The organism is Paucibacter sp. KBW04, assembly GCF_003852425.1.
GTDB lineage: Bacteria > Pseudomonadota > Gammaproteobacteria > Burkholderiales > Burkholderiaceae_C > Paucibacter_A.
In genome coordinates this window covers 48,580-74,947 of the sequence record NZ_QAJN01000010.1, presented here as the reverse complement: position 1 = coordinate 74,947, position 26,368 = coordinate 48,580, and the positions used below count along the sequence as shown (strand labels likewise).

The 26,368-nt window shown below is 61.9% G+C and carries 26 protein-coding genes; 16 read left to right on the top strand and 10 right to left on the bottom strand.

Annotation, left to right across the window (positions count from 1 at the left end; all coding sequences use genetic code 11):
- Positions 1 to 31: 31 nt before the first annotated feature.
- Positions 32 to 472 (bottom strand): AlpA family transcriptional regulator, encoded by a 441-nt coding sequence (locus tag DBR47_RS12345; RefSeq protein ID WP_124450437.1) that lies wholly within the window; start codon positions 470 to 472, stop codon positions 32 to 34.
- Positions 473 to 588: 116 nt separating this feature from the next.
- On the opposite strand from DBR47_RS12345, the gene DBR47_RS24580 reads away from it, so the two are divergent.
- From DBR47_RS24580 to DBR47_RS12325, 5 genes are all read left to right on the top strand, one after another.
- The gene (locus tag DBR47_RS24580) at positions 589 to 726 is read left to right on the top strand and encodes a hypothetical protein (protein ID WP_156089045.1); all 138 of its coding nucleotides are present in this window, start codon (positions 589 to 591) and stop codon (positions 724 to 726) included.
- Between the two features lie 278 nt (positions 727 to 1,004).
- Positions 1,005 to 2,237, top strand: coding sequence for a site-specific integrase (locus DBR47_RS12340; protein ID WP_124450435.1), 1,233 nt, complete (start codon positions 1,005 to 1,007; stop codon positions 2,235 to 2,237).
- Positions 2,238 to 2,555: 318 nt separating this feature from the next.
- A complete protein-coding gene (mobF, locus tag DBR47_RS12335; protein WP_124450433.1) occupies positions 2,556 to 5,456 on the top strand; it encodes a MobF family relaxase in 2,901 nt (966 codons plus the stop codon).
- A 40-nt stretch (positions 5,457 to 5,496) separates the two neighbouring features.
- Positions 5,497 to 5,850, top strand: a complete 354-nt coding sequence (locus tag DBR47_RS12330; protein ID WP_124450431.1) for a hypothetical protein — start codon at positions 5,497 to 5,499, stop codon at positions 5,848 to 5,850.
- A 229-nt stretch (positions 5,851 to 6,079) separates the two neighbouring features.
- Complete coding sequence (locus tag DBR47_RS12325; RefSeq protein ID WP_124450429.1) at positions 6,080 to 6,919, top strand: hypothetical protein; 840 nt, start codon at positions 6,080 to 6,082, stop codon at positions 6,917 to 6,919.
- Here the strand turns inward: DBR47_RS12325 and DBR47_RS12320 are convergent.
- From DBR47_RS12320 to DBR47_RS12305, 4 genes are all read right to left on the bottom strand, one after another.
- Entirely contained in the window at positions 6,894 to 7,634 is a 741-nt protein-coding gene (locus tag DBR47_RS12320) for a hypothetical protein (protein ID WP_124450427.1), read from the bottom strand. The two genes, DBR47_RS12325 and DBR47_RS12320, sit on opposite strands and share 26 nt — an antisense overlap.
- Before the next feature lie 188 nt (positions 7,635 to 7,822).
- A complete protein-coding gene (locus DBR47_RS12315) occupies positions 7,823 to 8,383 on the bottom strand; it encodes a DUF4755 domain-containing protein (RefSeq protein ID WP_124450425.1) in 561 nt (186 codons plus the stop codon).
- A 33-nt stretch (positions 8,384 to 8,416) separates the two neighbouring features.
- A complete protein-coding gene (locus DBR47_RS12310) occupies positions 8,417 to 9,268 on the bottom strand; it encodes a hypothetical protein (RefSeq protein ID WP_124450423.1) in 852 nt (283 codons plus the stop codon).
- Entirely contained in the window at positions 9,265 to 10,371 is a 1,107-nt protein-coding gene (locus DBR47_RS12305; RefSeq protein ID WP_124450421.1) for a hypothetical protein, read from the bottom strand. Before DBR47_RS12305 ends, DBR47_RS12310 begins: the two co-directional genes overlap by 4 nt.
- 317 nt (positions 10,372 to 10,688) lie before the next feature.
- Between DBR47_RS12305 and DBR47_RS12300 the strand changes: the two genes are divergently transcribed.
- Together DBR47_RS12300 and DBR47_RS24575 are read left to right on the top strand one after the other, a co-directional pair.
- Positions 10,689 to 11,486 carry a helix-turn-helix domain-containing protein gene (locus DBR47_RS12300; protein WP_124450419.1) on the top strand — a complete coding sequence of 266 codons (798 nt, stop codon included), beginning with the start codon at positions 10,689 to 10,691 and terminating at the stop codon, positions 11,484 to 11,486.
- 81 nt (positions 11,487 to 11,567) lie between these two features.
- Positions 11,568 to 11,714, top strand: coding sequence for a hypothetical protein (locus tag DBR47_RS24575; protein ID WP_156089044.1), 147 nt, complete (start codon positions 11,568 to 11,570; stop codon positions 11,712 to 11,714).
- Positions 11,715 to 11,836: 122 nt separating this feature from the next.
- Here DBR47_RS24575 and DBR47_RS12295 read toward each other — a convergent pair whose 3' ends face one another.
- On the bottom strand, positions 11,837 to 12,511 hold the full coding sequence (locus DBR47_RS12295) for a hypothetical protein (protein ID WP_124450417.1): 675 nt from the start codon (positions 12,509 to 12,511) through the stop codon (positions 11,837 to 11,839).
- 213 nt (positions 12,512 to 12,724) lie between these two features.
- Between DBR47_RS12295 and DBR47_RS12290 the strand changes: the two genes are divergently transcribed.
- Positions 12,725 to 13,402, top strand: coding sequence for a hypothetical protein (locus DBR47_RS12290; RefSeq protein ID WP_124450415.1), 678 nt, complete (start codon positions 12,725 to 12,727; stop codon positions 13,400 to 13,402).
- Between the two features lie 116 nt (positions 13,403 to 13,518).
- Here DBR47_RS12290 and DBR47_RS12285 read toward each other — a convergent pair whose 3' ends face one another.
- Both DBR47_RS12285 and DBR47_RS12280 read right to left on the bottom strand, forming a co-directional pair.
- A complete protein-coding gene (locus DBR47_RS12285; RefSeq protein WP_124450413.1) occupies positions 13,519 to 14,277 on the bottom strand; it encodes a hypothetical protein in 759 nt (252 codons plus the stop codon).
- Positions 14,278 to 14,312: 35 nt separating this feature from the next.
- A complete protein-coding gene (locus tag DBR47_RS12280; RefSeq protein WP_124450411.1) occupies positions 14,313 to 15,788 on the bottom strand; it encodes a tyrosine-type recombinase/integrase in 1,476 nt (491 codons plus the stop codon).
- 247 nt (positions 15,789 to 16,035) lie between these two features.
- Between DBR47_RS12280 and mutS the strand changes: the two genes are divergently transcribed.
- From mutS to DBR47_RS12240, 8 genes are all read left to right on the top strand, one after another.
- Entirely contained in the window at positions 16,036 to 18,579 is a 2,544-nt protein-coding gene (gene mutS / locus DBR47_RS12275; protein WP_370454910.1) for a DNA mismatch repair protein MutS, read from the top strand.
- Positions 18,576 to 19,433: an alpha/beta fold hydrolase gene (locus tag DBR47_RS12270; RefSeq protein ID WP_124450407.1), complete on the top strand. Its 858-nt coding sequence runs from the start codon at positions 18,576 to 18,578 to the stop codon at positions 19,431 to 19,433. The genes mutS and DBR47_RS12270 overlap by 4 nt, the downstream gene beginning before the upstream one ends.
- A gap of 126 nt (positions 19,434 to 19,559) precedes the next feature.
- Positions 19,560 to 21,206 (top strand): CTP synthase, encoded by a 1,647-nt coding sequence (locus tag DBR47_RS12265; protein ID WP_124450405.1) that lies wholly within the window; start codon positions 19,560 to 19,562, stop codon positions 21,204 to 21,206.
- Between the two features lie 23 nt (positions 21,207 to 21,229).
- Positions 21,230 to 21,520, top strand: coding sequence for a DUF1330 domain-containing protein (locus DBR47_RS12260; RefSeq protein ID WP_124450403.1), 291 nt, complete (start codon positions 21,230 to 21,232; stop codon positions 21,518 to 21,520).
- Between the two features lie 109 nt (positions 21,521 to 21,629).
- A complete protein-coding gene (gene eno, locus DBR47_RS12255) occupies positions 21,630 to 22,913 on the top strand; it encodes a phosphopyruvate hydratase (RefSeq protein ID WP_124450401.1) in 1,284 nt (427 codons plus the stop codon).
- A 92-nt stretch (positions 22,914 to 23,005) separates the two neighbouring features.
- Complete coding sequence (locus DBR47_RS12250; RefSeq protein ID WP_124450399.1) at positions 23,006 to 23,284, top strand: septum formation initiator family protein; 279 nt, start codon at positions 23,006 to 23,008, stop codon at positions 23,282 to 23,284.
- Positions 23,285 to 23,332: 48 nt separating this feature from the next.
- On the top strand, positions 23,333 to 23,977 hold the full coding sequence (gene pnuC / locus DBR47_RS12245; RefSeq protein WP_124450397.1) for a nicotinamide riboside transporter PnuC: 645 nt from the start codon (positions 23,333 to 23,335) through the stop codon (positions 23,975 to 23,977).
- Positions 23,974 to 24,672 carry an AAA family ATPase gene (locus tag DBR47_RS12240; RefSeq protein WP_124450395.1) on the top strand — a complete coding sequence of 233 codons (699 nt, stop codon included), beginning with the start codon at positions 23,974 to 23,976 and terminating at the stop codon, positions 24,670 to 24,672. Before pnuC ends, DBR47_RS12240 begins: the two co-directional genes overlap by 4 nt.
- A 3-nt stretch (positions 24,673 to 24,675) precedes the next feature.
- Here DBR47_RS12240 and DBR47_RS12235 read toward each other — a convergent pair whose 3' ends face one another.
- The gene (locus tag DBR47_RS12235; RefSeq protein ID WP_124450393.1) at positions 24,676 to 25,644 is read right to left on the bottom strand and encodes an Hsp33 family molecular chaperone HslO; all 969 of its coding nucleotides are present in this window, start codon (positions 25,642 to 25,644) and stop codon (positions 24,676 to 24,678) included.
- Positions 25,645 to 25,692: 48 nt separating this feature from the next.
- Positions 25,693 to 26,217 carry a gamma carbonic anhydrase family protein gene (locus tag DBR47_RS12230; protein WP_124450391.1) on the bottom strand — a complete coding sequence of 175 codons (525 nt, stop codon included), beginning with the start codon at positions 26,215 to 26,217 and terminating at the stop codon, positions 25,693 to 25,695.
- Between the last annotated feature and the right edge of the window lie 151 nt (positions 26,218 to 26,368).

Below are 26,368 nucleotides of genomic sequence, written 5' to 3'. Positions count from 1 at the left end.
AGGAAACGCCGGGCTATCAACCCGGCGGTTTTCATTCCACATCGAAGCCCTTGCGTCGCATATCGGCTATCACTTCACGGTGGATGCGAGCCTTGAACTCCTTGCTTGTTTCACGTCTTGCCAAATGAGGCTTGGCCGGCATGACCTCCATGACTTCGGACTCCTCGCGCGCGCGTTGCGGAACCTGCTGCGGTTCCGTAGCTTTGGCAGCTATTGAAGCACCTGTCTCAAACCAGCGAACATAGTCATCGAGCTTTACGACGATCACGTTGCCAACGCGTCGATGCTGAATAGGGAAGCTGCCACGACGTATCTGCGCATGGATCGAAGTCGAGGAGATGCCGAGGGCCTTCGCAAGCTGAGGCACGCGGATGAAATCGCCGTGAACGCCAAGCCTTGCCGCAATCGCCGTGACCTTCTCGACTTGGCGCTCGCAGCCGTCCCCACCGATGTCCGCCGACATGTCCGCCATTCCCACCTCCTCAATTCGCGTCGCCTCACCTAAGTAGGCTTTCGAGGTGCTCTTGCGTCAGGAAAATTGGGCTTATTCTCGAAGATAGGGGCGCCAGTCGCGGCGAAGTTACGTAGATGGCCGCCTTGGACGCATGGGCGACATTGCCGTTCAGCGGAAACGGTCAGTTTTTAAAAAATATTCGCGCTGCATCCGCTGCAATCACTGACATCGCCGGACTTGCGATTTCCGACAAAACCGCCATTGAACTCTGAAACTCTTCGATATAACTCATTGACCCAACCGTTGTTTCGGGCCTAAAAATTAGTAACTTAACGTATGGCAGAGAGAGGGGGATTCGAACCGCCCCATTTTTCCTCGCCGAAACCTCCTTGTTTCTCCTATGGTGGAAGGCATCCTGTTCTAAGGGAATGCAGCGCGCCACAACTGTTTTCAGCGCGGCTCGCGGCGCAAAGAAATTTCCCTGCTTTTGACCGGCCTGAGCGGCCACTACCAAGGTCATCGGCCCACAAAAAAACAATAAGGAACCATCATGGCTAAACCACAGAAGAGAGTCAACAAGCAGGGAGTCGTCTCATATCAGGTCTCGATCCGCATCAAAGACTTGCCGCCCATCTTCAAAACCTACTCCACTTACGAGGCGGCCATCGAGTATCAAACGAGCACGGAGAAGCGCCTGCGGAAAGAGCAGCGGGAAGCCGCCGACCCGCGCGCTTGGCTGCCGAAGAGCGGCGACCTAGCCGATCAGAGGCTTGTTGAAGTCTTGGGGAACTTTCAGAAAGCGTTGCCCGAAAACGCATGGCACCACTCCACGATCCCGGCGTTGTTGGAAGTCTGCGGGGATCCCACCATCGGCCAGCTCTACCCGAGCTGGATCAAGAAATACATACTGCGGGCTCGCAAAACCACGACCATCCGCAAAAAGCCTTATGCATGGGGCTCCATCAGGCATCAACTTTCCGTCATCAGCTCGGCGATCAAGTGGCGCGCGGAGCAGCTCGACATGAACCCACCCCCATTCGTCGTCACAGAAAAGGCTTTTGTGGAGGCGGCCAAGGCCGAAGGACTTCGCAAGGAAGCTCTGAACAACGAGCGAAATCGGCGCTTAGAACCGGGAGAGGAAGAAGCGCTCATGCGAGTGCTTCGAAACATCGACCCTAGAAAGAAGGGCAAAGACCATTGGCCGCTTTTCGTCCAATTCGCCATGCACACTGGCGCCCGGCTGCAAGAGATGGTCTGGGCAGAGTGGAAGGAGATCGACCCCTCGGGGGAGTGGTGGCACATTCCTGGCGAGCACTCCAAAACCAAAGCGCGCACCATGATGCTCACCGACGAAGCCATGGACGTGCTCGAACAGCTCAAAGCGCTCAGGTCGCCAAACAGCAAGCGCATCTTTCATACCCTCGGTGAGCCCGACAATGTCTCCGACGGCTTCGCAAAGCATGCGCGTGATGCGGGGCTTGTTGATTTTGTCCTGCACGACCTAAGACATGAGGGGATCAGCCGCCTGGTGCTCACTCAGATTGATTTGCCAATCAAAGCGCTCATGGAGATGGTCGGACACAGCAGCATAGAAATGCTCAACCGATACGCGAAACTGCGCCCGCACGAGATGAACAGACTCATCCGCCGCCGGTCACCCCAGCAGCCTCCAAGCCTGCCAAGCTTCGTCCCCGGCGGCCTACCAGACTATGGAAGGACAAACATCTACTACGCTCCGCTCCGATCGATCCCGCAAGGGTCAGCTCAATCGACGCGACTATGAGAAGAGCAAGGCGCAGCATGACCATGTCTTGCTGCGCTTGGACAAGGGTGATCGCGCGCTATTGGGCGCGGCGAGCCAAGCCGTCGGGGTCAGCCGCGCGGCCTTCATTCGAATGTTCCTCGCTCCCACGCTCGGCGCGGTCGCCGCTAGGTTGGCCGACATCGACAAAGCCAGGTCCGCTCGTGGGCAGAGCCTGGCCCAGTTCCTATCGGCCGCCATAGATGCTTCGCTGTCCGCGCCTGAACCACAGGCAATTCCGGCAGAGTCCGCTGCCGCTGAATTCGACGCTCTCTTCGGTTCGACTGATGGGGGCGACTGATGCTCTCCATCGTCAAGATCAATGCGGCATACCACCAAGGCAAGGCCGGCGACGGCTATGTTCACTACTTGGGCGAACCCAGCACGCGCCAACGCGGCGACTTTGACGACTACGCGCGGGGCAAGGATGGCCCCAGCGGGCCTGCGCCGTTTTGGGCATGCAACGGCCCCGCCCTGCTAGGACTTGATGACATCGCGCAGGCCGAGCAGGTCGAGCGTTTAGCCGTTGGCCTGCACCCCATGACTGGGGAGCCCTTGGTGAAGGGCGCGGGCTCATCCCACGTCATGGGCTTGGACATGACCTTCTCAGCGCCCAAGGACTTCTCAGCCGTCTTCGCCGGGGCCGATCCGGCCACGCAGAGCGCCTTGATCGAGTGCTTGCAGCAGTCGGCCCGGACAGCATTGGAATACGCCGAGTCGGCGGCTGTCACACGCCACGGCCATGGAGGCCGAATCAAGCAAGTCGCCGAGGCCGCTGTCGCTTGCTGCTACACCCACTTCAGTTCCAGGGCGTTGGACCCTCAGGCCCATATCCATGCATTCTTCTTCAATGTCGGCAAGCGCCAGGGCTCAAATGAGTGGAGCGCACTGGAACACCGCCCGCAATTCGAAAGAAAAATGGCCACCGGCATTCTGTTCCGGGCCGAGCTCGCGCACCGGCTGCGCGGGCTCGGCTTCGGCATCGTCAAGGACGGCCCCTACTTCACGCTGCGCGGCATCGACGACCGCCAGCGCGAGGCGCTCTCCACCCGCAGCAGGCAAATCGCCGCCTACTTGCAAGACGCTGGCATGGGAGCGGACGCCAGCTCGGCCGCCCGCGAGATCGCGGCACTCAACACTCGCTCGGCCAAGTCCGAGCCTAGTCTGCCGGAACTGCTAGGCCGCTTCGAAGCGCAGGCCGCGAGCGTTGGCATCACACCCGAGTCGGTCGCCGCCATGCGACATGCTTCGCCCCAGCCCAAAACACCCTTCTCCATCGATCACGAAGCCTTACTTACAGAGCTCATGCAATCCCAATCCTGCTCAACGCCGCAGGAAGCCTTGGCGTCGATTTGCGAAAAGGCCATGGGCCAGTGGAACGCGGCGCAGTGCCTGGCCGAACTGGACCGCTTCATGCGGCACGAGCATGTCATCCAATTGGGACAGACCGAGCTCCTGACGCCCGTGTTCACCTCCAAAGCCACCAAAGACCTGGAAGCTGATATCAGCGCCAAGGTCGAGGCGGGCAAGGCCAGCTCCCGCCACCGCGTCGCCCGCCAGGCCATTGACGACAAGTTCAATGAACTCGAAACCCAGCTCCGCGCCAAACTCGGCGTGGAGGTCTCGCTGTCGCAGCAACGCGCGGCGGCCCTGCACATCGCATGCGACACCGGCGCCCACTCCTTTGTGGAGGGATGGGCCGGAACGGGGAAGACGACCATGTTGCAGGCGGTGGGCTCTGCCTACAAGCAAGCAGGCTTTGAAGTCTTGGGTTGCTGCCAGTCTGCTGCGGCATCTCAAAACCTGGCCCGCGAGACCGGCATCCCGTCGCGCACCATCGCGAGCCTGCTGCTGTCGCTGCGGGCAGGCCGTTGCAAGCTGTCGGCCAAGTCGATCCTCTTCCTGGACGAAGCAGGCATGGTCGGCTCGCGCGAGTTTGGCCTGCTGCAAGCGGCTGTGCTCGATGCTGGTGGCAAGCTTGTGTCGGTCGGCGACTCCAAACAGTTGCAGCCCATCGAAGCGGGCGGCATCTTCGGCGCCTTGATGCGCAAGCATGGCAAGGCCGAGATTTCCAACATTCAGCGACAGCGGACGGACTTCGAGCCACTGCTCGATTGGCTCGACGCGCGCGCCACCCGACGCGATGGCGGGCTCACCCCAGCGCAAGCCAAAGCCCTGCGGGTCGTCCCCGAAGACGCCCGCCTGCCCGCCATCGAAGCACTCTGCACCAAGGACAACAAGCTTGGCCGGGCCTTCGCCCGCTGGCAGGAGCGATACGATTTTCAATGGATGCGCGAGGCGGTCGAGTTCTTCGCCAGGGGCGAGGCCAAGTCCGCGCTGGAACTGCTCGACGCCCGTGGCCGATTGAAGCTGATATCAGGCCAAGACAGCGCGTATGCCGAGCTGATATCAGCTTGGGCCGCCGACAAGACGCCACTTCATGACAAGGCCATCATCGCCGGCACGCGTGCCGAGGTCGCCGAGCTCAACCGACTGGCCCGCGAACAATTGATCGGGGCCGGACTAGTCGATGCCTCACGCGAGATCGAAGTCAAAATCATCCACCGCGACGAATCGACTGATATCAGGCGCTTCGCCCCCGGCGACCGGATCGTGTTCACCATGAACGACAAGCCCTTGGGCGTCGCCAATGGCATGACCGGCGCGATCCGCAGCATCGACACCTTTCGAATCGGCGGCCCGTTGATGGCCGTCGAGCTCGACGCTCCCAATGAGCGCGGCGACACCTTGGTCCACATCCCCGCTTCGTTCGCCCGCTTCGACTTGGGATTCGCACTGACAACTCACCGTTCGCAGGGGCGGACGCTGTCCTCGACCCACGCACTTGTCAACCCGGCCATGGGTGACCGCGAGTGGACCTACGTGGCGGCAAGCCGCTCCCGGTTTGCCACCACGCTCTACGTCAACACCGCACTGCTGGGCCTGGTCGATCCCGAGTCGCACCGCGAGGCCGACTCCAAGCCCAAGTCGCGCGAAGCCGCCATCGACGCACTGGCATCGCGCATGCGTCGCAGCCGCGCCAAAGGAACCTCACTAGATTACGAGACGTCTGATAGCAGCCTCGGCTCCGCCGCAACGACAAAGGTTCCCGCGCGCGCCGTCAATGCCGCCCGCTCGCTGCTGGACAAGATGGCCCCGTGGGAGGCGTCCAAGCACAAGGAACAGGAACTACGTCGCTGATATCAGCCACCAAGCCCAACGGGCAAAGAGAGGGAAGGACATGGAGCCAAACGATTCTTGGGAACGCGAAGCCGTATATGTCCGCATGAGCAAGCGGCGCAAGGCAAAGCTTTTGGCCATCGCCAAAGACATGTCGGTTTCGGCCACGCCAAGCGATGCCATTGAACGCGCAATTGACTTGGCCTGCGCCGGAAACAATTCGGGAAGCGACCTCGTCTTGGATAAGCTCGCTTGCATTCAAGAGGTCGTCGATCAAATCCTCATCGAACGCAGGGAGGACGCCGACAAGAGCTCGGCCGGCATCACAAGCGCTATGCAAAATTCAAAGGCCGTCCTCGACCTTCTCGCAGCGGCTGCGGCTAGGCCTGACCCCGAAGGCTGGGACGATCAATAGCCGATGTGCATATCGAACGATATGCACATCGGTCTTAAAGCCTGCAATCCATCGCGCATAGCAAACGCTATGCAGATGGTGCGTCAGGTGCATCCATATTTCCACGCATGCCAGCCCTGCCCACGAGAGTCAGCACATACGGCAACCTAACTCATCAACATCTGCCGCACGGCTTTGCGGACCATATTGCCATCGGCGAAAATGATCAACAGAAGAGGAGCCATCTGCATTGTTCATTCCTGATATCCAGCGCCATCCAAAAGTTGACGAGCAGCAATACATATTGCTTCGCCCCGTCATTGAGCGAGCCGCAAATGCGTTGGCCGGTTGGTGGCCTCACGGGCATGAGCATGGCGTCCCAGTGATCGAAGTCGTTCCTACGACCACCATCGACACCTTTACGTCCATGCCGACTGATCCGAAGAAACCTCCGATAGGGAAGGTTTTGTTCGGCGTGGATGTCCTGACATCGGGCATTGGAGCTTTCTTCGCTCCCAATTGGACGCCGGACCAGACAGCCACCTTGCTGCTTGCCCACGAGACATCCCATCTCTCGGAAATATCACGAATGAGGTCGGGAGGAGCTACGCCCTACGTTTCGAGGTCCGGCTTTGCCCAAGGCATGGAATACGATATGGCCGATGAGTGGAAGCATGCCGCCAATCAGCTTGCCGCCGAATATGACTCTTACCCAATCATGACTCCCACTGTTCGTAAGGCGGCTCATTTGGTCAGCGAGCTTCGGGCTGACATCCGGGCATTGAATGCAATGAAATCTCTCGGATTCAATTGGCCAAAAATCGCGCAAGACTTGGTGCAAAAGCGGCAGCTCGACGAGGCTGCCGATCCCAACGCATATGCCATTTCGGTGGAACTCAACCAACTTGCCATCATCCAGCCGCTTATCCCGGAACGCGATGCTTCTCCCGCGATCTGGACCATGGCTTTCAATGTCCTCGCCGCTGTTGGTCACAAGGCTGAGGTTCAGCAAGCGCTCAACGCTGCGGCAGGAAAGCTCGCTTACGCACCACCGAAGACGGGAATCAGATGGCGCTTTTGGTCAAATTGACCTGAATATCCCGAGATTGCATCCACTCCCCTTGCAGCCTCAGCCAAAGTGTTCCGTCCTCCAAGCCCCTCTTGGCCGCCTTGCTCTTGGACGTGTCAAAGGCAACATTGCGAGCCTTCGATGCGTCCATGGCAAGCAACCAGTCGCCAGAGCGGGAAAAGCTGAGCTCTTCATCGCCGAAGGCCTCCCCCGCGCTCAAAAGAGTCCTGCCATTGGCGATCTCGACCACTTCCCAAAGGGGCTCCCATATCTCCGTGGCATCGTCAGGACATCCAATGATCGGCATATGCAAATCGTCGATCTCACGCGCGCTGAGGGGGCCTTCGTCCTTCCAATGCCACCCGCCGTCGCCGAGAAAGTCCGTCTTGAAGCTCAGCGCGCCCAGAACACCTTGATTCGCATCCTTTTGGCAAAGCATGACCCAGTCGCCTTCCACCGTTTGCGGCAGTCGAGTCTTCCATACTCCCTCTGGCCTGCGCAGATAGAGCCATTGGCTGTCGGAGCCCCACGCGGGACTCGCATACCCCGCAATCGGCTCGATCACGGCATCGAGCTGCTTGCCCTCGAGCCCAAGCTTCCACTTCGACGCAATTTCGCGGGCGGAGGCGACTTCTTCTTCAAAGCTCAGCCATTTCCCGAACAATTTCGACCACCGCCCAATTTGCCTCGCATTCACCATCGCCTCCCCCATTTTCATCATTGTTCTCGCGCGCATGGGGTGGCAAATCAAGCCCCGGCAACCGCAGACATCGCGCCTGACGATTGCTCGACCTTCCCGACGCATCCGATAACGCAGGCCCTCGCCCCCCGCCTCTGGGCTCAGGACGGCCGCGATGAACTCGATGAAGGCCTAGACGATGACCATGTTCCGATACTTGCCCTTGATTTCTCCCTTGCCGGGCCTCAGTCCTCGTTGATCGACTGCCGAAGGATTTCCATCCACCTCGCCTGTGTGTTGGAATCACTCATGGCAATGCGCCACTTCGGGTTCTCGATGTCGCGGACGGTCACGAAGAAGCCCGTGGCCGCCGCAGCATCTTGGATCGCCCTCAGGTTCGGCCCCATCGCTGCCATCGTCCCAGTCAGGTTCGACGCCACGACCTGGCCTGCCCTTTCCTTGTTGGTTTCCCAAGCACGAACATCGGCGAAGGGGTAGGCCTTCCACTTCTCGCCGATTCGCAGGCCCAAGGTTTTGGCCTGCCTGTTGATCGCCACGGCCGAGTCCCCTTCTGAATGGTCGAAGCCCGCGCCGGGCACCACGCCAACGCATGCGAGCATCGCCGCGTGCGCGGCGTCAGACCTGTCTTTCCTGACTTGGTTGCGGCGGACCTGCAAGAACAGCGGGCCGAGGCCCACCGCCATGAGGATTAGGGAGCCGAGCTTGCCGGGGCCCGGCTGGAAGAAAAGGGACATGGCAGTGCCGCCAATCATGAAGGCCCAAGGGATGGTGATGAAATACAGCATGGCGTTCTATTTAAAAGTGGATTGGCATCGCGATCACTTCGCGGCGGAGGCCAGATTGACGAACCAAAGCCGCTGATCGCCATCGACCGGGCCTTGGAAGCCAAGCTGGCTGAACAGGCTAGAGAACAAGTGCTGGCCGCTCCCGTAAAGCGCGACATCTGCCGGAGTGAAGTCGGGCAGGAGCTTCTGCGGCTCGCGCGGTCCAAGCGTGCGAAGCTGCATGGAGCTGATCGACACCGGCGCATACGCGTTGTTGCGGTAGTTCTTCAACGCGCCTTGCGACATGTAGCCGTCCTTCGAGCTGATATCGGAGCTGCACAGGACCACGTTGTCGATCCTCTGCGATTGCTTCTCCGACATCCAGACCATGGCCGTGAACTTGATGCACTCGTTGTCGCGAGGCGTAGCCCCGGGACTGGCGTTCAAGTGCTTGGTGATGACGTTGTCGGAGACCAAGCTCTGCGAGTAGTCGTCGATGCGGATGCCGATGCGCGGAAAATATTCGCCGGGCCGGCTTATCGGGTGGGCGTTGAAGAAGCCAAAAAGCGGCGTGTCCTTGATCTGCTTGCCCGCCCAACGTGGATCGCTCGGACGCTCGCCATCGACAGCGATCAAGATTCCGTTGATCACAACAACCTTGCCGCTCGAAGTCGCTGTGGGAGCGCCTTGCTGCGCCGGGGCTCCGCCCGACATCCCGGCCGCCAAGCCCGCCCCAATCGCGTCGATCGCACCTTTGAACGCGTTGGATGCCCCGCCCCCGCCAGATTGGTTTGCGCAGCCCCCGAGGGCCGCCGCCAAAGACGCGATCGCTCCCGCTCCGATGATTTTCTTCGTTATCGCCATATCGCCACTTTCTTCATTGAAACTGATATCGGTCCAACTCATCGGACCGCGACGCCCGCGTATTTGCCTGCCGCGTCGATCTCGACGCGGGCGAAGCCCTCGGCATGGCCAAACTTCCACTGGCATGCCAAAGGGCGCTCGGGCGGCTTGGCCCCACGGGCGCGCAGGTGGGCCGTCAGCTCGGAGTCGCCCAGCAAGGCGGCGAGCTCGACCAGCGAGACACCGCCCGATGTCCGCAGGAAACAAAACGAGACCGCGTTCCACGCTTCGAGGTCCTTCGCTGCGGCGTTGCCGCCAGCCTGCCCATGCTTGGCCAAGGGGTTGGCCGCGAAATTGGCGGCCTGCTGGATGTCGGCGACCGCGCGCCGCCCCTGCTTGGTAAGCGTGGCCGGGTCGCTCAGGACCGGCGGGATCAACAGGTCGAGATCGAGGCCCTTGCGGACCAGCAAATCGATGACTTCAAGTCGGCCCGCTCCCGGCGAGAGAGCCGCCGCAAGCAACAACGCCCCCTGCGGAATAGGCCCGCCCGGAATCTGAGCGCCCTTTGAGAAGATGCGCTCGACGGCCTCGGGGCTGGCCCCGTTGGAGACGGCACAGTCGAGGTCGGCGCATCGGTCGGCGGCGTTGGAGGGATCGACCGCCAGCGCGATCCGGTCGAGCTTCGTATTGGCCTCGCCCACTCCCAACTTGATATCAGACACTTCGGCCCGAATCGAAAGCAAGTCTTCTTGCAAGGCTCGGGCCGCCGGGATGGCGCTGGCGATCCATCCGCCTTGGGACGCCTTGGCCACAGACGCGAATCCCAAGACGCTGACGCCTATCAAGAGAGCGACTCCGAACTGCCAACCTGGACGGCGCCACATCGGCCCGCCCCGCCAAGGCCAGGCCCTACCCGTCGCGGCCCAAAGCCGGGCGGCCAAGGTCGGAGCCAGCGCCGCAGCGATCATGGCCAGCGCCAACAACGCAGTGCATGAGTAGAGAAGCCTCGGCAGCAGCGCAAGCCTTGGAGCCATGAAGTCGAGCGCGCCGACCAAGGTGCCGCAGGCCACCAGGACACTGTTGACGATCACGAGATGCTGGCTGACAAAGGCGTAAAGCCCCTCGAAGGGATGGCCCGAGACGGGAGCCGATGGCGTAGAGCTCATGTTGAGTTTGTGGTCCTTGGCACGGCAATCGACATGCGAGCCAATGTATGCAGCGTCGGCCCGCGACGCTTGAATCCATGCGACAACCCCAGCTTTGGCGCCCACGCCACATTGAATTCCGGCAATCCACCAAGTAGCTATCTACTAACGGGCGGCATGGACGCCACGTCTGTCGCATCGATTCAATTCACAAAAGAGTCTTCTGGAAAGAATCCCACCGACTTCGACAGAACAGACGCGCGGTTTGCGCGCTACGATCAAAACTCAATCAATGGGAGCATGGATTGGCAAATAGCGGGGAGGCCTACCACACTGTCGTGCATGCGCTGGAGGCCTCGAGTGGGTGGACGCCGCAAGCACGCTTCGCATCAGCTGTCACGCACGTCATTCATGGCCACCTGCCCTATGCGAGATACCACGCGGCAGGCCGTGTGCGGATCAAGTCGCGCTCGGGGGTGGGCGTCATCGAACGGCTTGTCCAGGATTGGCTGACCAGCGACCTGAATCCAGCCGTCCAAATTTTCAGAAGCCATAGCCAAACGGCGAACGCCCTTCGCTGCTACAACGCCTACAACGCCTCCGCCAATTTGGCCATACGCACGACGGCGGCATCCCAAGTGCCATCTGGCGGCTCGAAGCCCATCATCCAAAGGCGTGAGTTGCTCTCAACTCGTGATGACCCCGAACCCTGTCGCCTTGGCTCCATGCTCGTGTTGCAAACCGTCATGGACATCGTCGCCCGCAACGAGAACGGAATATCGACGCCGAGAATACTGAGCCTTCCTGACCTCGCCATCCACCTGGGCGTGGCTCGCTCGGCAAGCGCCGAAGTCGCCGTCGTCTTCGACGCGGAGGGCTACGTCCCCGTTGGCGAGGCCGCTCGCCTGATCGGCTGCCATCAACGCACGATGGAACGGCGCCTGCGCGAGGAAGGCTTGACGGCCGAGGCCATTCGCACCGCCACGCGCCTGATCCGCGCCACGAAACGAATCAGGAGCAGCGACAGCCTCACCACCATCGCATTGGAAGAAGGCTTCTCTGACCAAGCTCAAATGAGCCGAGCGTTTCGACTGTCCAGCGGCATGACGCCAAGCCTGCTCAGGGCGATTAGTTGATGATCCACGGGCGCCCATGACTCGAGATCGCGCCGAAGGGGCGCCGTCAGGGACCGAGACGATTTCAAGGATCGAGGCGAGTTGGGGCCGCTGACCTTGGCCGGGCTCCTTGAATTCGCCGAGCTCTTTGTCTGCTGGATGGACAAGCTGCTGCTCGAAGCAAGCACCCGCAACACCGACCCGGACGCGATCGAGGCCCAGCTCGCGGAGCTTTCCCCTGCTCACTGAGCCTTGGTGGCCGGCCTAGTCGATCAGCTCGCGGAACATCTGCGCAGGAAACGCAAGCACTGATGGCACGCTGAGATCGGCCTCTGCAAGCAGGAAACTAAGACACGGCAGTTGCTCCGCACTCAAAGCCTCCCGCTTTGGAGCCGCGAGGAAGACTGCTCCCCAACGGGCGATTGCAAACTGCGAAGAATCTCAGCCTCTTTGTCGGACAAGGCCATCGCCCTTAGCTCACTGATTCCAACGCTGTCGAAGATGGTCGTCTGGATGAACCCGTCAACGCGGTCACGCTGCACTATCCGCCAGTTGGTCCTCCCGCTCCATGGAGCGGTCCAATAGACGTCCAACTCTTGGTCGGACGCGACTAGAGCAGTAATGCCGTCGCCGTTGCGGCTCCATCGACGGACGTAGCGAACGGAATCCCACTGCTTGTGGTCCAGGGCCTGCATGCTGCTCGAATCGGCGCGGGCAATGGCGGCTGTCAGCAAAGGGGCTGATCGACTGCATGAACGCAGCTTAGAAATGTCATTCTTGGCCACGCCGGGAACTGTCGCACGAGCTTTCTTCGCGACCCCATCCGTCCAATACAACTGGCGAGCCTCCTCTTCGCCATGGGCGACGCCATTGCCGTCGATGACGATCACGTTGCCTGCACCGAGATCATCAAAGAGCGCCCGCATGTCCGCGCGACTCTGAACCGACGTTGGATTTGCTTGAATGCATTGAGAGGCGCCGCCGCCGTTGATGGTCACTGAAGTCTGCCGCTGGCGCTCCTTCTTCATCCGAGATGCCTTGCCCATGACTTTTCCTTATGTGTTGGCTGCCATCGGCCCAGTGCCGTGTGCATGGCCTCGATCGTAGATTTGGAACAGGGAAAAACGCCTGTTTGAGAACCAAGCGCGCGCCCTTGCGCGCCGTTCCCCGCTTTTCCAGACCGCGTGACGGACGTGAGCTCACTGCGGCATCCAGACCGTGGGGCTGCGCCGCCTAAAATTGATTCATAGGAGGCGCCGATGCCCAATTTGGTCAAGCACACCGACGACATGGAGCGGATGAAAGCGCAAATCGCGATGCGTGCGCTGCTGCGCGCCATCCCTGACGAGGAAAAGATGAGCTACGAAGTGTCAGTGGCATCGACCTGCGTTCTGCTCCAATGCGACCCCTCCACGCTTTACGAAGCTCGGCGCAAACGCACGGATTGGGAAAAGAAGAAGCAACCCATTCCCCCGTTGGACTTGGCCTCGATCCCCTTCATCAAGAAAAAGCAGCCTGTCTACACCGCCTTCGACCTACTCGCCTTCATCGACAAGACCGCGCAGGCGCGCGGCCTCAAACTAGCCGACCAAGACAACCCGCGAAAGTATCCAGGCGCTGTGGGCGCGGTGCTGGGGTTTCAGACCTGGCTTGGGGCCGCCGGTCCTAAGGAGCAGTGGCCGTTCGCCATCCAGAAGGACGGCCGACCACTCGACCTGATCGCCGCGCAGCTTGCCGGCGAAGCCGCAGAGGACTTCGAGTGGCTGACGATAAGGGAATTTGGCGAGCGCTGCGCCAATGCCGCATCTATCGCGGCAAGCTCCAAGGAAGCGAGATCGATGCGAGCATTGACTAGGAAGCCACAACGGGCCTCGGCTGACCCGACCAGCGAGAAAGAGCGTGGGAAGCAGTGGGATCAGCCAGGCGGGGCCATCTAGCTTTCAAAGTGCCATCACATCTTGTATGCCCGGCGAACACGAAGCAAGTCAATCGCTTGGGCATGCTTCTCAATGTGCTTGTTGATCGTGTGATGATGAGCAAGACTCATCGCTGCTCAACCCACCAATTTCAGTTTGCCTGGCTTCTCGGGCGCAATTTCTGAAATCTCAGTGCCCTCGATGGCAGCCTTGACCGCCTGCCGCTCGACTTTGAGCGCATCTAGCCATGGCTTGGCAAAGGCCTTGTGGGACGACAGGCTTGCCCAGCGACTTGATGCCGCCTCTGCCGGAGTGAGCCAAAGCGCACGCAAGTTGCCATCGATCAACTCCTTGAACCGATCGGCCCACTTCGGATCCCTCCTATCCCAAGCCTTGCCGATCAACACCGCGCGGCCACGATCTGAGCGCTTTTCCATTTGAGCGAAGAACGGCGCGTGGACTGAGACGAAACCATACAAGCCCGCCTTGACCGCAGCGTCGAAGGATGACTCGACGGTGATGCTCTCTTGATACTCGCGAAGGTGGCCCAGCTTGTAGAAAACTTTTTGGTTTTGCCCCACGGCCCCCTCGCGGATGGGCTTGATCATCTTGATCTTGGGAGGGGTCGCCACGGCAGCTTGGCTCTTCGAACCCGCCGGTTTTGTGCGTTTGGACGGCTTGCGCTGCTCCGCCAATTCCGCCACAGACACGCCAAGGTAGATCGCTGCGAGCTCTTCGGGCAACGTCGTGTCGTCCCTCATGCCCGCGATTTCATCTCGGACGCGAAGCTCAGCCATCAATTGATCAATCGACTTCTTGACCCGTCCGCCCGTCTTAGCGCGTTTGGACGGCTCCGCCGACGAACCCTGCTCCGAATCTTTTGCCTCCCCCGCCATGGATCACCGCCCTTCAAATTCAACTTGTTGGCAAATTATCGCGGCTTGCGCCTGGATGCCCTGCGTTTGGGTGAGGGGTCGATCACTGCGACCTCCGCATCATTCATGCGATGAGCGCCGCGCGGGCGAAGCGCGTTGTAGACCGTAGGGGCCACTTTAAGAATCTCCTCCTCGACCTTCTTCATTCGGTCGCTGAGGTCCTCCCATTCCGGCGAGGTGTAGCGGCCCAAGGTCTCACCGCCCGCCACGCCGTGGCCGAGCATCCGCTTGATCTGCCGGTCGTTTAGTCCGAGCTTCTCGCAGGCGGCGCCGAATGTCCGGCGCAGGTCGTGACCCCGAACCACCTTGATGCCTGCCAGGTCACGAACGGTTCTCAACGCTACGGTGGGGTCGGAGTAGTAGCCCTTCAAAGAACTGGGCGATCTGGCCGGAAAGACCCACTGCTCGCCTTCGATCTGCGACTCCCGGCGGAGCTTCAAGAGCTCATAGGCGCACGGGCCGATCGGGAACTCGTGGTCTCCACGGTTTTTGGCGTCGTTGATTCGCACCACCTTTGCGTCCATGTCCACCCACCGGGACGTGACCGCCTCCACGTCGCTGATCTGGTCGCGCCACTTCGTGGAGCGGCATTCGTCTCCCCGCAGCCCCCAAAGCAAATCCAATAGGAAATAGTCCCCTGCCACGGGATTCTGCTCACGATAGGCCCATGCGGCCATGACGAAGGGACCGACCGTGGTGGCGAACGACAAGGGATTGCGCACGCCCTTGGCCTTGTAGTCGCGTTCAAGCTGGTTGCGATCGCGATACTTTTCCTTCGTGATCAGGATCGTGAAGGGGTTGTAGGTCAGCGAGGGCGTCCTGCCTTCGGCATGGGCGTTGTGGACTTCGTTTTCGATGGCGTTGTTCACCGCTGCTGTGGCCCAGCGGCCCATCGCCTCGGCGGCCGTCCGGTGCTTGTGGGTGACCGCGTGCAGGTCGAAGCGCTCAATGATCTCCTGCCCTGTGATCAATCGGACCTTGCGGTCCTCCCAGTCCTTGAATTTGGCCCGGCCCTTCCTGAGCGAGTCCAACGAGCTGGACTTGACCGGCTTGCTGCGCCCCGTCAAGTCGGCGATGTATTGACTCCAGACTTGGCCGAGTGTGAGTTCGTTGGCCTCGATTCGCTCCCCGATGACCTTCGGGTTGGCTCCGTGCATTTTGGCCGTGGCGACCAACTCATGGGCTCGCGCACGCGCGTCATCGAGCTCCATCACCCGCTCGTCGCCTTTCCGGCCTCGGGCCAGCCCGACGTAGATCTTCAGGTTCTTTCCGGCGACCTGTTTTTCGACCAAATAGACCGAGGCCTTCTTGCCCACCCGAACCGCGAACCCGGTCGGAGAATCCCGGTGCGTGTCATACACCAGATAATTGGGGCCAGCGGCTGGCTTCCAATCCTTGAATGGCACTCCGAGCTCGGGAACCGAGTCGAGCGTCATCTTAGTCACGAGGTCGGTCTTCAACTCCAATTTCATGGCGCGGGTCTCCTGCGGTTTTGGCGGAGGCCCGACACGGATCTCCGCCAAAAGCCAAGGCGATTATGCCGACCTTTCGAAATTTGGCGGTGACTTGGCGGAAAATTTGGCGGACCGCTACGGGTCGATAGAGGTTGTTAGAGAGCAATACGGATTAATAGAACACATGTCGCTTCCCTCTGAAAAACTAGAAAAAATGGCTTCCAACGAGAGCGGGGCAAAAGATTTTTCGGCTCACACCCCGGTAATGGCCCAGTACCTGCGCATCAAGGCCGAGCATCCGGACGCGCTGGTCTTCTTCCGCATGGGGGACTTTTACGAGGTCTTCTTCGACGACGCTCGCAAGGCCAATGCCTTGCTGGACATTACCCTGACCACCCGCGGTCAAAGCGCCGGCCAGCCCGTTGTGATGGCAGGCGTGCCGGTCAGCGCGCTGGAGTCCTATCTGGCCAAGCTGATCAAGCTGGGCGAGCCGGTGGCGATTGCCGAGCAGGTGGGTGATGTCGCCACCTCCAAGGGCCCGGTGGAGCGCAAGGTGGTGCGGGTGGTCACACCCGGCACGGTCACCGATAGCGAGTTGCTGGCCGACAAGCAAGACTCAGTCTTGATGGCCGTCGTCACCCAGGGTAAGACCTATGGCCTGGCCTGGCTGTCCATGACCCAGGGCCAGCTGGGCCTGGCCGAATGCTCGGACAAAGAACTGCCCTCCTGGCTGGCCCGACTCAGCCCGGCCGAAGTCTTGGTGGACCGCGAGCGACAACCCGCCGCCGTCCTGGCCGCCCGCGCGCCCATCACCAACCGCCCCAGCTGGCAGTTCGACACCGCTTTGGGCGCTCGCAAACTCTGCGAACAGCTGGGCGTGGCCAGCCTGGCCGGTTTCAACGCCCAGGAGCTCAAGGCCGCCCAGGCCGCTGCCGCTGCACTGCTGAGTTATGCCGAGCACACCCAGGGCCGCGCCTTGGCCCATGTGAAAAGCTTGTCGGTGCAGCGCAGCGGTGAGTTGCTGGATATGCCGCCCGCCACCCAGCGCAATCTGGAGCTGGTGCTGACCCTGCGCGGCGAGACCTCGCCCACGCTTTTGTCCTTGCTGGACAGCTGCCGCACCGGCATGGGCAGCCGCGCCCTGCGCCACTGGCTGCTGCACCCACGCCGCGAGCGCAGCCAGGCCTTGGCCCGCCACGAGGCGATCGATGTGCTGCTGCAGGCCAGCCCCGAACCCTTGCGCGAGGCCTTGCGCCATGTCTCCGATGTCGAGCGAATCGCCGCCCGCATCGCCCTGCGCCAGGTGCGCCCGCGCGAGCTGAGCGGCTTGCGCGCCACCTTGCAAGTCCTGCCCGATTTGCGCGACACCCTGCCCGCCGGCAGCCCGCTGATTGAGGACTTGGCCCAGGGGCTGTTGGCCTCGCCCCATATCGAGGAATTGCTGAGCCGCGCCCTGGCCGAAGAGCCGGCCGTGCTGGTGCGCGACGGCGGCGTGATTGCCGCGGGCTTTGATGCCGAGTTGGACGAGTTGCGCGGCATCAGCCAGAACTGCGATGCCTATCTCTTGGATCTGGAAACCCGCGAGCGCGCCCGCACCGGCATCAACAATCTGCGGGTGCAGTACAACAAGGTGCACGGTTTCTATATCGAAGTCACCCAGGGCCAGGTAGACAAGGTGCCGCTGGACTACCAGCGCCGCCAAACCCTCAAGAACGCCGAGCGCTACATCACACCCGAGCTCAAGGCTTTTGAAGACAAGGCCTTGTCGGCCCAGGAGCGCTCGCTGGCGCGCGAGAAGTTGCTCTACGAGTTGCTGCTGGATCAGCTGATCGAAGAGCTCCAGCCCCTGACCCTGCTCGGTCGTGCGCTGGCCAGCCTGGACGTGCTGGCCGCTCTGGCTGAACGCGCCAGCAGCCTGGGCTGGTGCCGGCCGGAGTTCGTCAGCCAGCCCTGCATCGACATCACGGCCGGCCGCCATCCCGTGGTGGAAGCCCGCCTGCGGGAAACCGGCGCGGGTGAGTTCATGGCCAATGATTGCAAGCTGGACGCGCGCACCCGCATGCTGATGATTACCGGCCCGAATATGGGTGGTAAGAGCACCTTTATGCGCCAGGTCGCCTTGATCAGCTTGCTGGCCAGCATGGGCTCGTTCGTGCCGGCCAGCGCCTGCCGACTGGGGCCGCTGGACGCCATCCACACCCGCATCGGCGCGGCGGACGACCTGGCCAATGCCCAGTCGACCTTTATGCTGGAGATGACCGAGGGCGCGGCGATTTTGCACAGTGCCACGGATCAGTCCCTGGTGTTGATGGACGAGATTGGTCGCGGCACCTCGACCTTCGACGGCCTGGCCCTGGCCGGCGCGATCGCCAGCCATCTGCACGACAAGACCCGCGCCTTCACCCTGTTTGCTACGCATTATTTCGAGCTGACCGAGTTCCCCACCAAGCACCCACAGGCCATCAACTGCCATGTGGGCGCGGTGGAGAGTGGTGACAACATCGTCTTCCTGCACGAGATCCAGCCCGGGCCCGCCAGCCGCAGCTATGGCGTGCAGGTGGCGCGTTTGGCCGGCATGCCGGCCAGCCTGGTGCGCCAGGCGCGCGCGACGCTAGAGGCCCTGGAAGCCAAGGCCACCGCGGGCGATGTACAGATCGACCTGTTTGCCGCGCCGCCCGAAGCTCCCCAAGCTGTCATCGAAGAGACAAGCGCCTTGAGCGAAGCCATGAAGAATGTAGACCCCGACACCCTCACCCCGCGTGAGGCCCTGGATCTCATCTACGCGCTCAAGAAACTCAGCCCCGCATGAAGCAGCCCTCCGCCGCCAGGCCCACGACCAGCAAGACGATTGTTTTCTCGCATGCCAATGGCTTTGGCGCCGGCTGCTACCGCGTTTTGTTCGAAGCCTGGCGGGCCGCGGGCTGGCAGGTCTTTGCTCTGCCCCAGTTCGGCCACGATCCGGCCTTCCCGGTCACCAGCAACTGGCCCCATCTGCGCGATCAACTGATCCAGTTCATCGAGCAAGAAGTACAGCCCCAGATGGCCGAGCCTGGGCCGGTGATGCTGATGGGCCATTCCCTGGGCGGCATGCTCAGCCTCCTGGTCGCCTGCCGCCGGCCGGATCTGGCCCAAGGCCTGCTGATGTTGGACTCCCCCGTGGTCACCGGCTGGCGCGCCCACAGCGTGCAGGTGGCCAAGGCCACACGACTGATGCACCGGGTTTCGCCGGGCAAGATCTCGCGCCAACGCCGACATGAATGGCCCAGCCGCCAAGCCGTGCTGGAACACTTCGCCGCCAAGAGCAAATTTGCCCGCTGGGACCCGCGGGTGCTGCAAGACTATGTGGACACGGGCTTTGAGGAACACGGCGGCAAGACGCATCTGAAGTTCCGCCGCGAAATAGAAACCCGCATCTACAACACCCTGCCCCACCATCTGGGCCGGTTGCTGCAAAAACACCCGCCCAAATGCCCGGTCGGTTTTGTGGCCGGCAAGCGCTCCGAGGAACTTCGCCAAGCCGGGGCCACTGCCTCCAAGCATTTGGCCGGTCGACATTTCCATTGGGTAGAGGGCGCGCATCTCTTCCCCTTTGAACAACCCGAGGCGACGGCCGAACTGGCCCTGAAAATACTGGCGGAGATGCAGTCGCAAGACAGGCCCTGAGTGGGGCTCGAGTGAACAATTTGGCCGCCCGCGCATCAAGACCTGACCCCGGGCGCGAGCGCGAGGCCCGCGCCTCGCTATAATCTCTTTTTACCACCACAGCGTTTTAAACAGGCGCTGCAAGACATGACCAAGTACGTCTACGTCACAGGCGGTGTGGTGTCCTCACTCGGCAAGGGCATCGCATCAGCCTCACTGGCTGCCATCCTCGAATCGCGCGGCCTCAAAGTCACCCTCATCAAGCTCGATCCCTACATCAATGTGGATCCGGGCACGATGTCGCCCTTCCAGCACGGTGAAGTCTTCGTGACCGAAGACGGTGCGGAGACCGACCTCGATCTGGGCCACTATGAGCGCTTCATCACCACCCGGATGAAGAAGGCCAATAACTTCACCACCGGCCAGATTTATATGTCGGTGCTGGAGAAGGAACGCCGTGGCGACTACCTGGGCAAGACCGTCCAGGTGATCCCGCACATCACCAACGAGATCCAAGACTTCGTGCGCCGCGGCGCCGGTGTCGGCTCGGCCGATGCGGTCGATGTGGCCATCGTGGAAATCGGCGGCACGGTGGGCGATATCGAATCGCTGCCCTTCCTGGAAGCAGCGCGTCAGATGAGCCTGAAGGCCGGCCCCAACAACGTCGCCTTCGTCCACCTGACCTATGTGCCTTGGATCGCCGCCGCCGGGGAGCTCAAGACCAAGCCGACCCAGCACACGGTGCAAAAGCTGCGCGAAATCGGCATCCAGCCGGACGCCCTGCTCTGCCGTGCCGACCGCCGCATCCCGGACGATGAGCGCGAAAAGATTTCGCTGTTCACCAATGTGCCCGAGTACGGTGTGATCTCCATGTGGGACGTCAACACCATCTACAAAGTGCCCCGTATGTTGCACGAGCAAGGGCTGGATCAGCTGATCTGCACCAAGCTGCAGCTGAACACCCGCTCGGCAGATCTGAAGCGTTGGGACACCCTCGTCAACGAGGTGGAGAACCCCGCCAAGGACGTCACCATCGCCATGTGCGGCAAGTACACCGACCTGTCGGACTCCTACAAGTCGCTCAACGAAGCCCTGCGTCACGCCGGTATCCACAACCATGCTCGCGTCAATATCGAGTATGTGGACTCCGAGCTGCTGACCGCCGAAAACATCTCGCAGCTGCAGCAGTTCGATGCGGTGCTGGTGCCCGGTGGCTTTGGCAAGCGCGGCGTGGAAGGCAAGATTCTGGCCGCCCAGTACGCCCGTGAAAACAAAGTGCCTTACCTGGGCATCTGCCTGGGCATGCAAGTCGCCACCATCGAGTACGCACGCCATCTGGCAGGCCTGACGGGCGCCAACTCCACCGAGTTCGACCCCGAGACGCCGCACCCAGTGATCGCTCTGATCGACGAATGGCAAGACGCCGACGGCAGCATCCAGAAGCGTGATGAAAAGAGCGATCTGGGCGGCACCATGCGTCTGGGCGCTCAAAGCTCGGACGTGGCAGCCGGCACCTTGGCACATGACATCTACGGCCCGGTCGTGACCGAGCGCCATCGTCATCGCTACGAAGCCAACGAGAAGTACCTCGATCGTCTGCAGAACGCCGGCTTGGTGATCTCGGCCATCACCCAGCGCGAGAAGCTGACCGAAATGGTCGAGCTGCCGCGCGCGGTCCACCCCTGGTATGTAGGCGTGCAATTCCACCCGGAATTCAAGTCCACCCCCTGGGACGGTCACCCGCTGTTCACCGCCTTCATCAAGGCCGCCTTGGACCACAAGGCAGCGGCTTGAAGAAGAGCGCTTGAGCTGAAGCCATGAGTAGCGCCTACATTCTTGCCAACGTCCAGGTGACGAACCCCGTGCAGTACGAGGAGTACCGCAAATTCTCCAGCCAGGCCATCGCGGCCCATGGCGCCGAGATTTGCGTGCGGGGTGGCAAGGTGGAGGTGCTGGAAGGGGACTGGACGCCCGAGCGCGTGGTGCTGCTCAAGTTCCCTTCGGCGGCTGCGGCCAAGGCCTTCTACGAATCCCCCGAATACAGCCAAGCCAGAGCGGCCCGCGCCGGCGCGGCGCTGATGCGCATGGTGCTGATCGAAGGCGTTTGACGCCGCGCGCTCGAAGACGGCTTGCCCATTTTCTTGTTCTGCGCTGGTAACGCAAAACTGGCACCATGCACGGCTTGAATTGACATTTTGACCTTTTGGAGACTGAAGAATGAGTGCCATTGTTGATATCGTCGGCCGCGAAATCCTCGACAGCCGCGGCAATCCCACCGTGGAATGCGATGTCTTGCTGGAATCGGGTGTGATGGGCCGTGCGGCCGTGCCCTCGGGCGCGTCCACCGGTTCGCGCGAAGCGATCGAGTTGCGTGACGGTGACAAGAGCCGTTACCTGGGCAAGGGCGTGTTGAAGGCCGTCGAGCACATCAACACCGAAATCTCCGAGGCTGTGCTGGGCCTGGACGCTTCCGAGCAAGCCTTTCTGGACCGCACCCTGATCGAGCTGGACGGCACCGAGAACAAGGGCCGCCTGGGCGCCAACGCCATGTTGGCCGTCTCCATGGCCGTGGCCCGCGCCGCGGCCGAAGAATCCGGCCTGCCCCTGTACCGTTACTTCGGCGGCATGGGCGGCATGCAGCTGCCGGTGCCGATGATGAACGTCATCAACGGCGGCGCGCACGCCAATAACAGCCTCGATCTGCAAGAGCTGATGATCATCCCCGTGGGCGCCCCCAGCTTCCGCGAGGCCGTGCGTTACGGCGCCGAAGTCTTCCACGCACTGAAGAAAATCATCCACGACAAGGGCATGAGCACGGCCGTCGGCGACGAAGGCGGCTTCGCCCCCAGCGTGGCCAGCCATGAGGCAGCCATCCAGATGATTCTGGAAGCCATCGACAAGGCCGGCTTCGTGGCCGGTGAGCAGATCGCCCTGGGCCTGGACTGCGCCGCCAGCGAGTTCTACAAGGACGGCAAGTACGTGCTGGGCGCCGAAGGCCTGAGCCTGACCGCGCAAGAGTGGACCTCCATGCTGGCCACCTGGGTGGACAAATACCCCATCATCTCGATCGAAGACGGCATGGCCGAAGGCGATTGGGACGGCTGGAAGCACCTGACCGAAACCTTGGGCAAGAAGGTTCAGCTGGTAGGCGACGACCTCTTCGTCACCAACACCAAGATCTTGCAAGAAGGCATCGACAAGGGCATTGGCAACTCCATCCTGATCAAGATCAACCAGATCGGCACCCTGACCGAGACCTTCGCCGCCATCGAGATGGCCAAGCGCGCCGGCTACACCGCCGTGATCTCGCACCGCTCGGGCGAGACCGAAGACTCGACCATTGCCGACATCGCCGTGGGCACCAATGCCGGCCAGATCAAGACCGGTAGCTTGAGCCGTTCGGACCGCATGGCCAAGTACAACCAGCTGCTGCGTATCGAAGAGGACCTGGGTGATGTGGCCTCCTACCCGGGTCGCAAAGCCTTCTACAACCTGCGCTAATCGCTAGCTAGGCACAGAGCAGCCCCCATACACAGGGGCTGCTTTTTTATGCCCGCTTCTTTCTTGCTCAAGGCTTTGGTTAAACTCCGGGCGTGAAAACCATCAGCTTCCTCCTCGCTGCCTTTTTGCTCTTCATCCAGGCCCAGCTCTGGATGGGCAAGGGCAGCCTGCCGCGTGGCGCGCAGCTGCGCGAGCAGCTGGCCAAGGCCCAGCTCGCCAACGATGAAGCCCGGGCCCGCAATGCCCAGATCGAAGCCGAGTTGCGCGATCTGCGTGAGGGCCTGGAGATGGTGGAAGAAAAAGCTCGCAACGAGCTGGGCATGATCAAGCCCGACGAAATCTATGTGCAGGTGCGCGCTGATAAGCGCTGAGCGCCCCGCCCGCCACTTCCCCTTCCTCAGACCTCCCCCGCCTTCTCGATGGACGACTTGTTGCAAGTGCTGCAACCCTTGTTGCAGCCCGCTTTCACCCTGCTGGGCAGCCCCATCACCTGGACCGAGGTGCTGGCTTTCGTGATGGCCGTCTGGATGGTGATCTGCAATATGCGGGTCCATGTGCTGGCCTGGCCGCTGGCGATTGCCAGCTCCCTGCTTTACTTCCTGCTGTTCTGGAACGGCAAGCTCTACGGTGAAGCCTCGCTGCAACTGATGTTCGTTGCCCTGGCCGCCTGGGGCTGGTGGCAATGGCTGCGCGGCAAGGGTGAGGACGGCCAGAGCCTGCGCGTGCGCCGCCTGAGCCCACGCGGCTTGGGTGCGGCCGTGTTGCTGACCTTGCTGGCCTGGCCGGTGCTGGGCCTTTTTCTGCATCACCAGACCGATTCCACCGTGCCCTACTGGGACGCCTTGCCCACCGTGGCCAGCGTGCTGGGCCAATGGCTGTTGGGCCGCAAATACCAGGAGAACTGGTCGGTCTGGGTGCTGGTCAATATCGTCAGCGTGGCCTTGTTCGCCTACAAGGGCTATTGGTTGACCGTCCTGCTCTACGCCTTCTTCATCCCCATGTCGGTGGCGGGCTGGCGGGCCTGGCAGCGGCAGCTGCTGCGCCCCCAGGCCACAGCGGCATGAAACGGGCATCGGACACCTGCCTGCGCATCGCGCTGCTGGGCGCGGAGAGCACCGGCAAATCGGTGCTGGCTCAAGACCTGAGCCAGGCCCTGGCCGAGGCCACGGGCTTGCGCTGCGTCTGGCTGCCGGAGTATCTGCGGCAATGGTGCGAAGAGCACTCGCGCACACCCCGCCCCGAAGAGCAGGCGGGCATCGCCGCGACCCATGCCGCACAGATCGAGGCGGCCGCCCAGACCTGTGATGTGCTGATCTGTGACACCACGCCTCTGATGACGGCCGTCTACAGCCAACACCTGTTCCAGGACGATTCCCTGCTGCCCGAGGCCTTGCGCTTGCAGCGCGGCTTCGACCTCAATCTGCTGACGGCCTTGGATCTGCCCTGGGTGGCCGATGGCTTGCAGCGCGACGGCCCGCAGGTACGAGCGCCTGTCGATGCAGCTGTGCGCCGGGCCTTGATGCAAGGCGGCTTGGCCTGGTCGGTGGTGGCGGGCCTTGAAGGCGCCAGACTGGAGGCGGCGCTGAACGCCATCACCCCCCTGCTGCTCAAACGTCAGCAGGCCCCATCAGCGGCCACGGGCTTGTTCACCGGCCTGGAGGAGCGCCAAAAAAAGCGCCAGGCCCAGCTGCCGAGCTGGACCTGGGTGTGCGAGAAATGCGATGTGCCCGAGTGCGAGCACCAGGGCTTGCGGCGCTAGTGATTACTGCAGCGTGCCGCTGGCATCCGACTGCGTTTGGCCGCTGGCGAACAAGCCGCCCACGTCCACCGCGTCGAAGTGGTATTGCAGGCCGCAGAACTCACAGCCAATCTCCACCTGGCCGCGTTCTGCCACGATGCCGTCCACCTCCTCGCGCCCAAGGCCCTTGAGCATCTGCCCGACCCGCTCGCGCGAGCAGCTGCAGGCGAACTTGGGAGTCAAGGGTTCAAAACGGCGCACCGTTTCTTCCCAGAACAGGCGGCGCAAAATCGTCTCGGCGTCCAGGCCCAGCAGCTCTTCCGAGGTGAGCGTCGAGGCCAACATGCTGATGCGGTTGAAGGCGTCGGACAGGCCGATATCGTCCTCGTTGCGCGCACCCGCCACTTGGCCTTCCAGATTGTTCTCGCCCTGGATAGGCAGGCGCTGGATCAGCAGGCCCGCGGCCATCTCGTCGTTGGCGGCCAAGACCAGCTTGGTGTCCAACTGCTCGGACTGCAGCATGTAATGCTCCAACACCTCGGAGAGCTTTTGCAAGGGCTCGCGCTGGTCGCCATGCAGGGGCACCACGCCCTGGTAGGGCTGCTGGCCGGGGAATTTGTCCTTGGGGTCCAGGGTGATGGCGCAACGGCCTTGGCCGTGCACATTGAGCATGGCCTCCAGCTGCGCGCCGGCCGGCACCTCACCCACCAGCTTGGCGGTGGCGCGGAAGCTCAGATCGGGCTGCACCTCAGCCACGGCCAGCTTGACCGGGCCATCGCCGAAGACCTGCAGAATCAGGGCGCCGTTGAACTTGATGTTGGATTGCATCAGCACGCCGGCCGCAGCCATCTCACCCAACAGGGCGCGCAGCTCGGGCGGGTGGGCGCCAACGGCCTCGCGGCGCTTGAGGACCTCGCGCCAGCTGTCGGTGAGCCTCACCAACATGCCGCGCACAGGCAGGCCTTCAAACAAAAATTTATGCAGCTCGCTCATGGGCAGACGCTCGTTTCTTTGATTTGTTGTACTTCGAATGACCTGAGATCAAGCGATCTTCTTGAGGCCCGTGGCGTACTGGCGGGCATTCTCGATGTAGTGTGCGGCGCTCAGTTTGAGGCCCTCAATCTGCTGAGGGCTCAGCTCGCGGATCACCCGCGCAGGGCTGCCGACGATCAAGGACCCATCGGGGAACTCCTTGCCCTCGGTCACCAGGGCGCCGGCGCCAACCAGGCAGTTCTTGCCGATCTTGGCGCCGTTGAGCACGATGGCGCCGATGCCGATCAGCGAATAGTCACCCACGGTGCAGCCATGCAGCATGACCTTGTGGCCCACCGTCACGCCCTCGCCCAGGACCAGGGGGAAGCCGTGGTCGGCGTGCAGCACCGAGGCATCCTGGATATTGCTGCGCGCGCCAATCGTCAGGCTTTCGGTATCGCCACGCAGCACGGCATTGAACCAGACGCTGACGTCCTCGCCCAGGCTGACGCGGCCGATGACTTCGGCGCTTTCCGCCACCCAAGCCTTGGGGTGCAGTGCGGGCACATCGTCAGCCAATTGATAAACAGCCATTTCCAAACTCCTGGGCGTGCCCCTGCCCGCGCAAGAAGGCGGTACACAGGGCTTGATAGTGAAGCAAAAACGCGTGATTTTACCGAGGCAGCCCGCCTCCGGCCGGGGCGGGCCTTTTGCCCTTGAGCTGGGGCAAGAGGGGCGGCAAGCC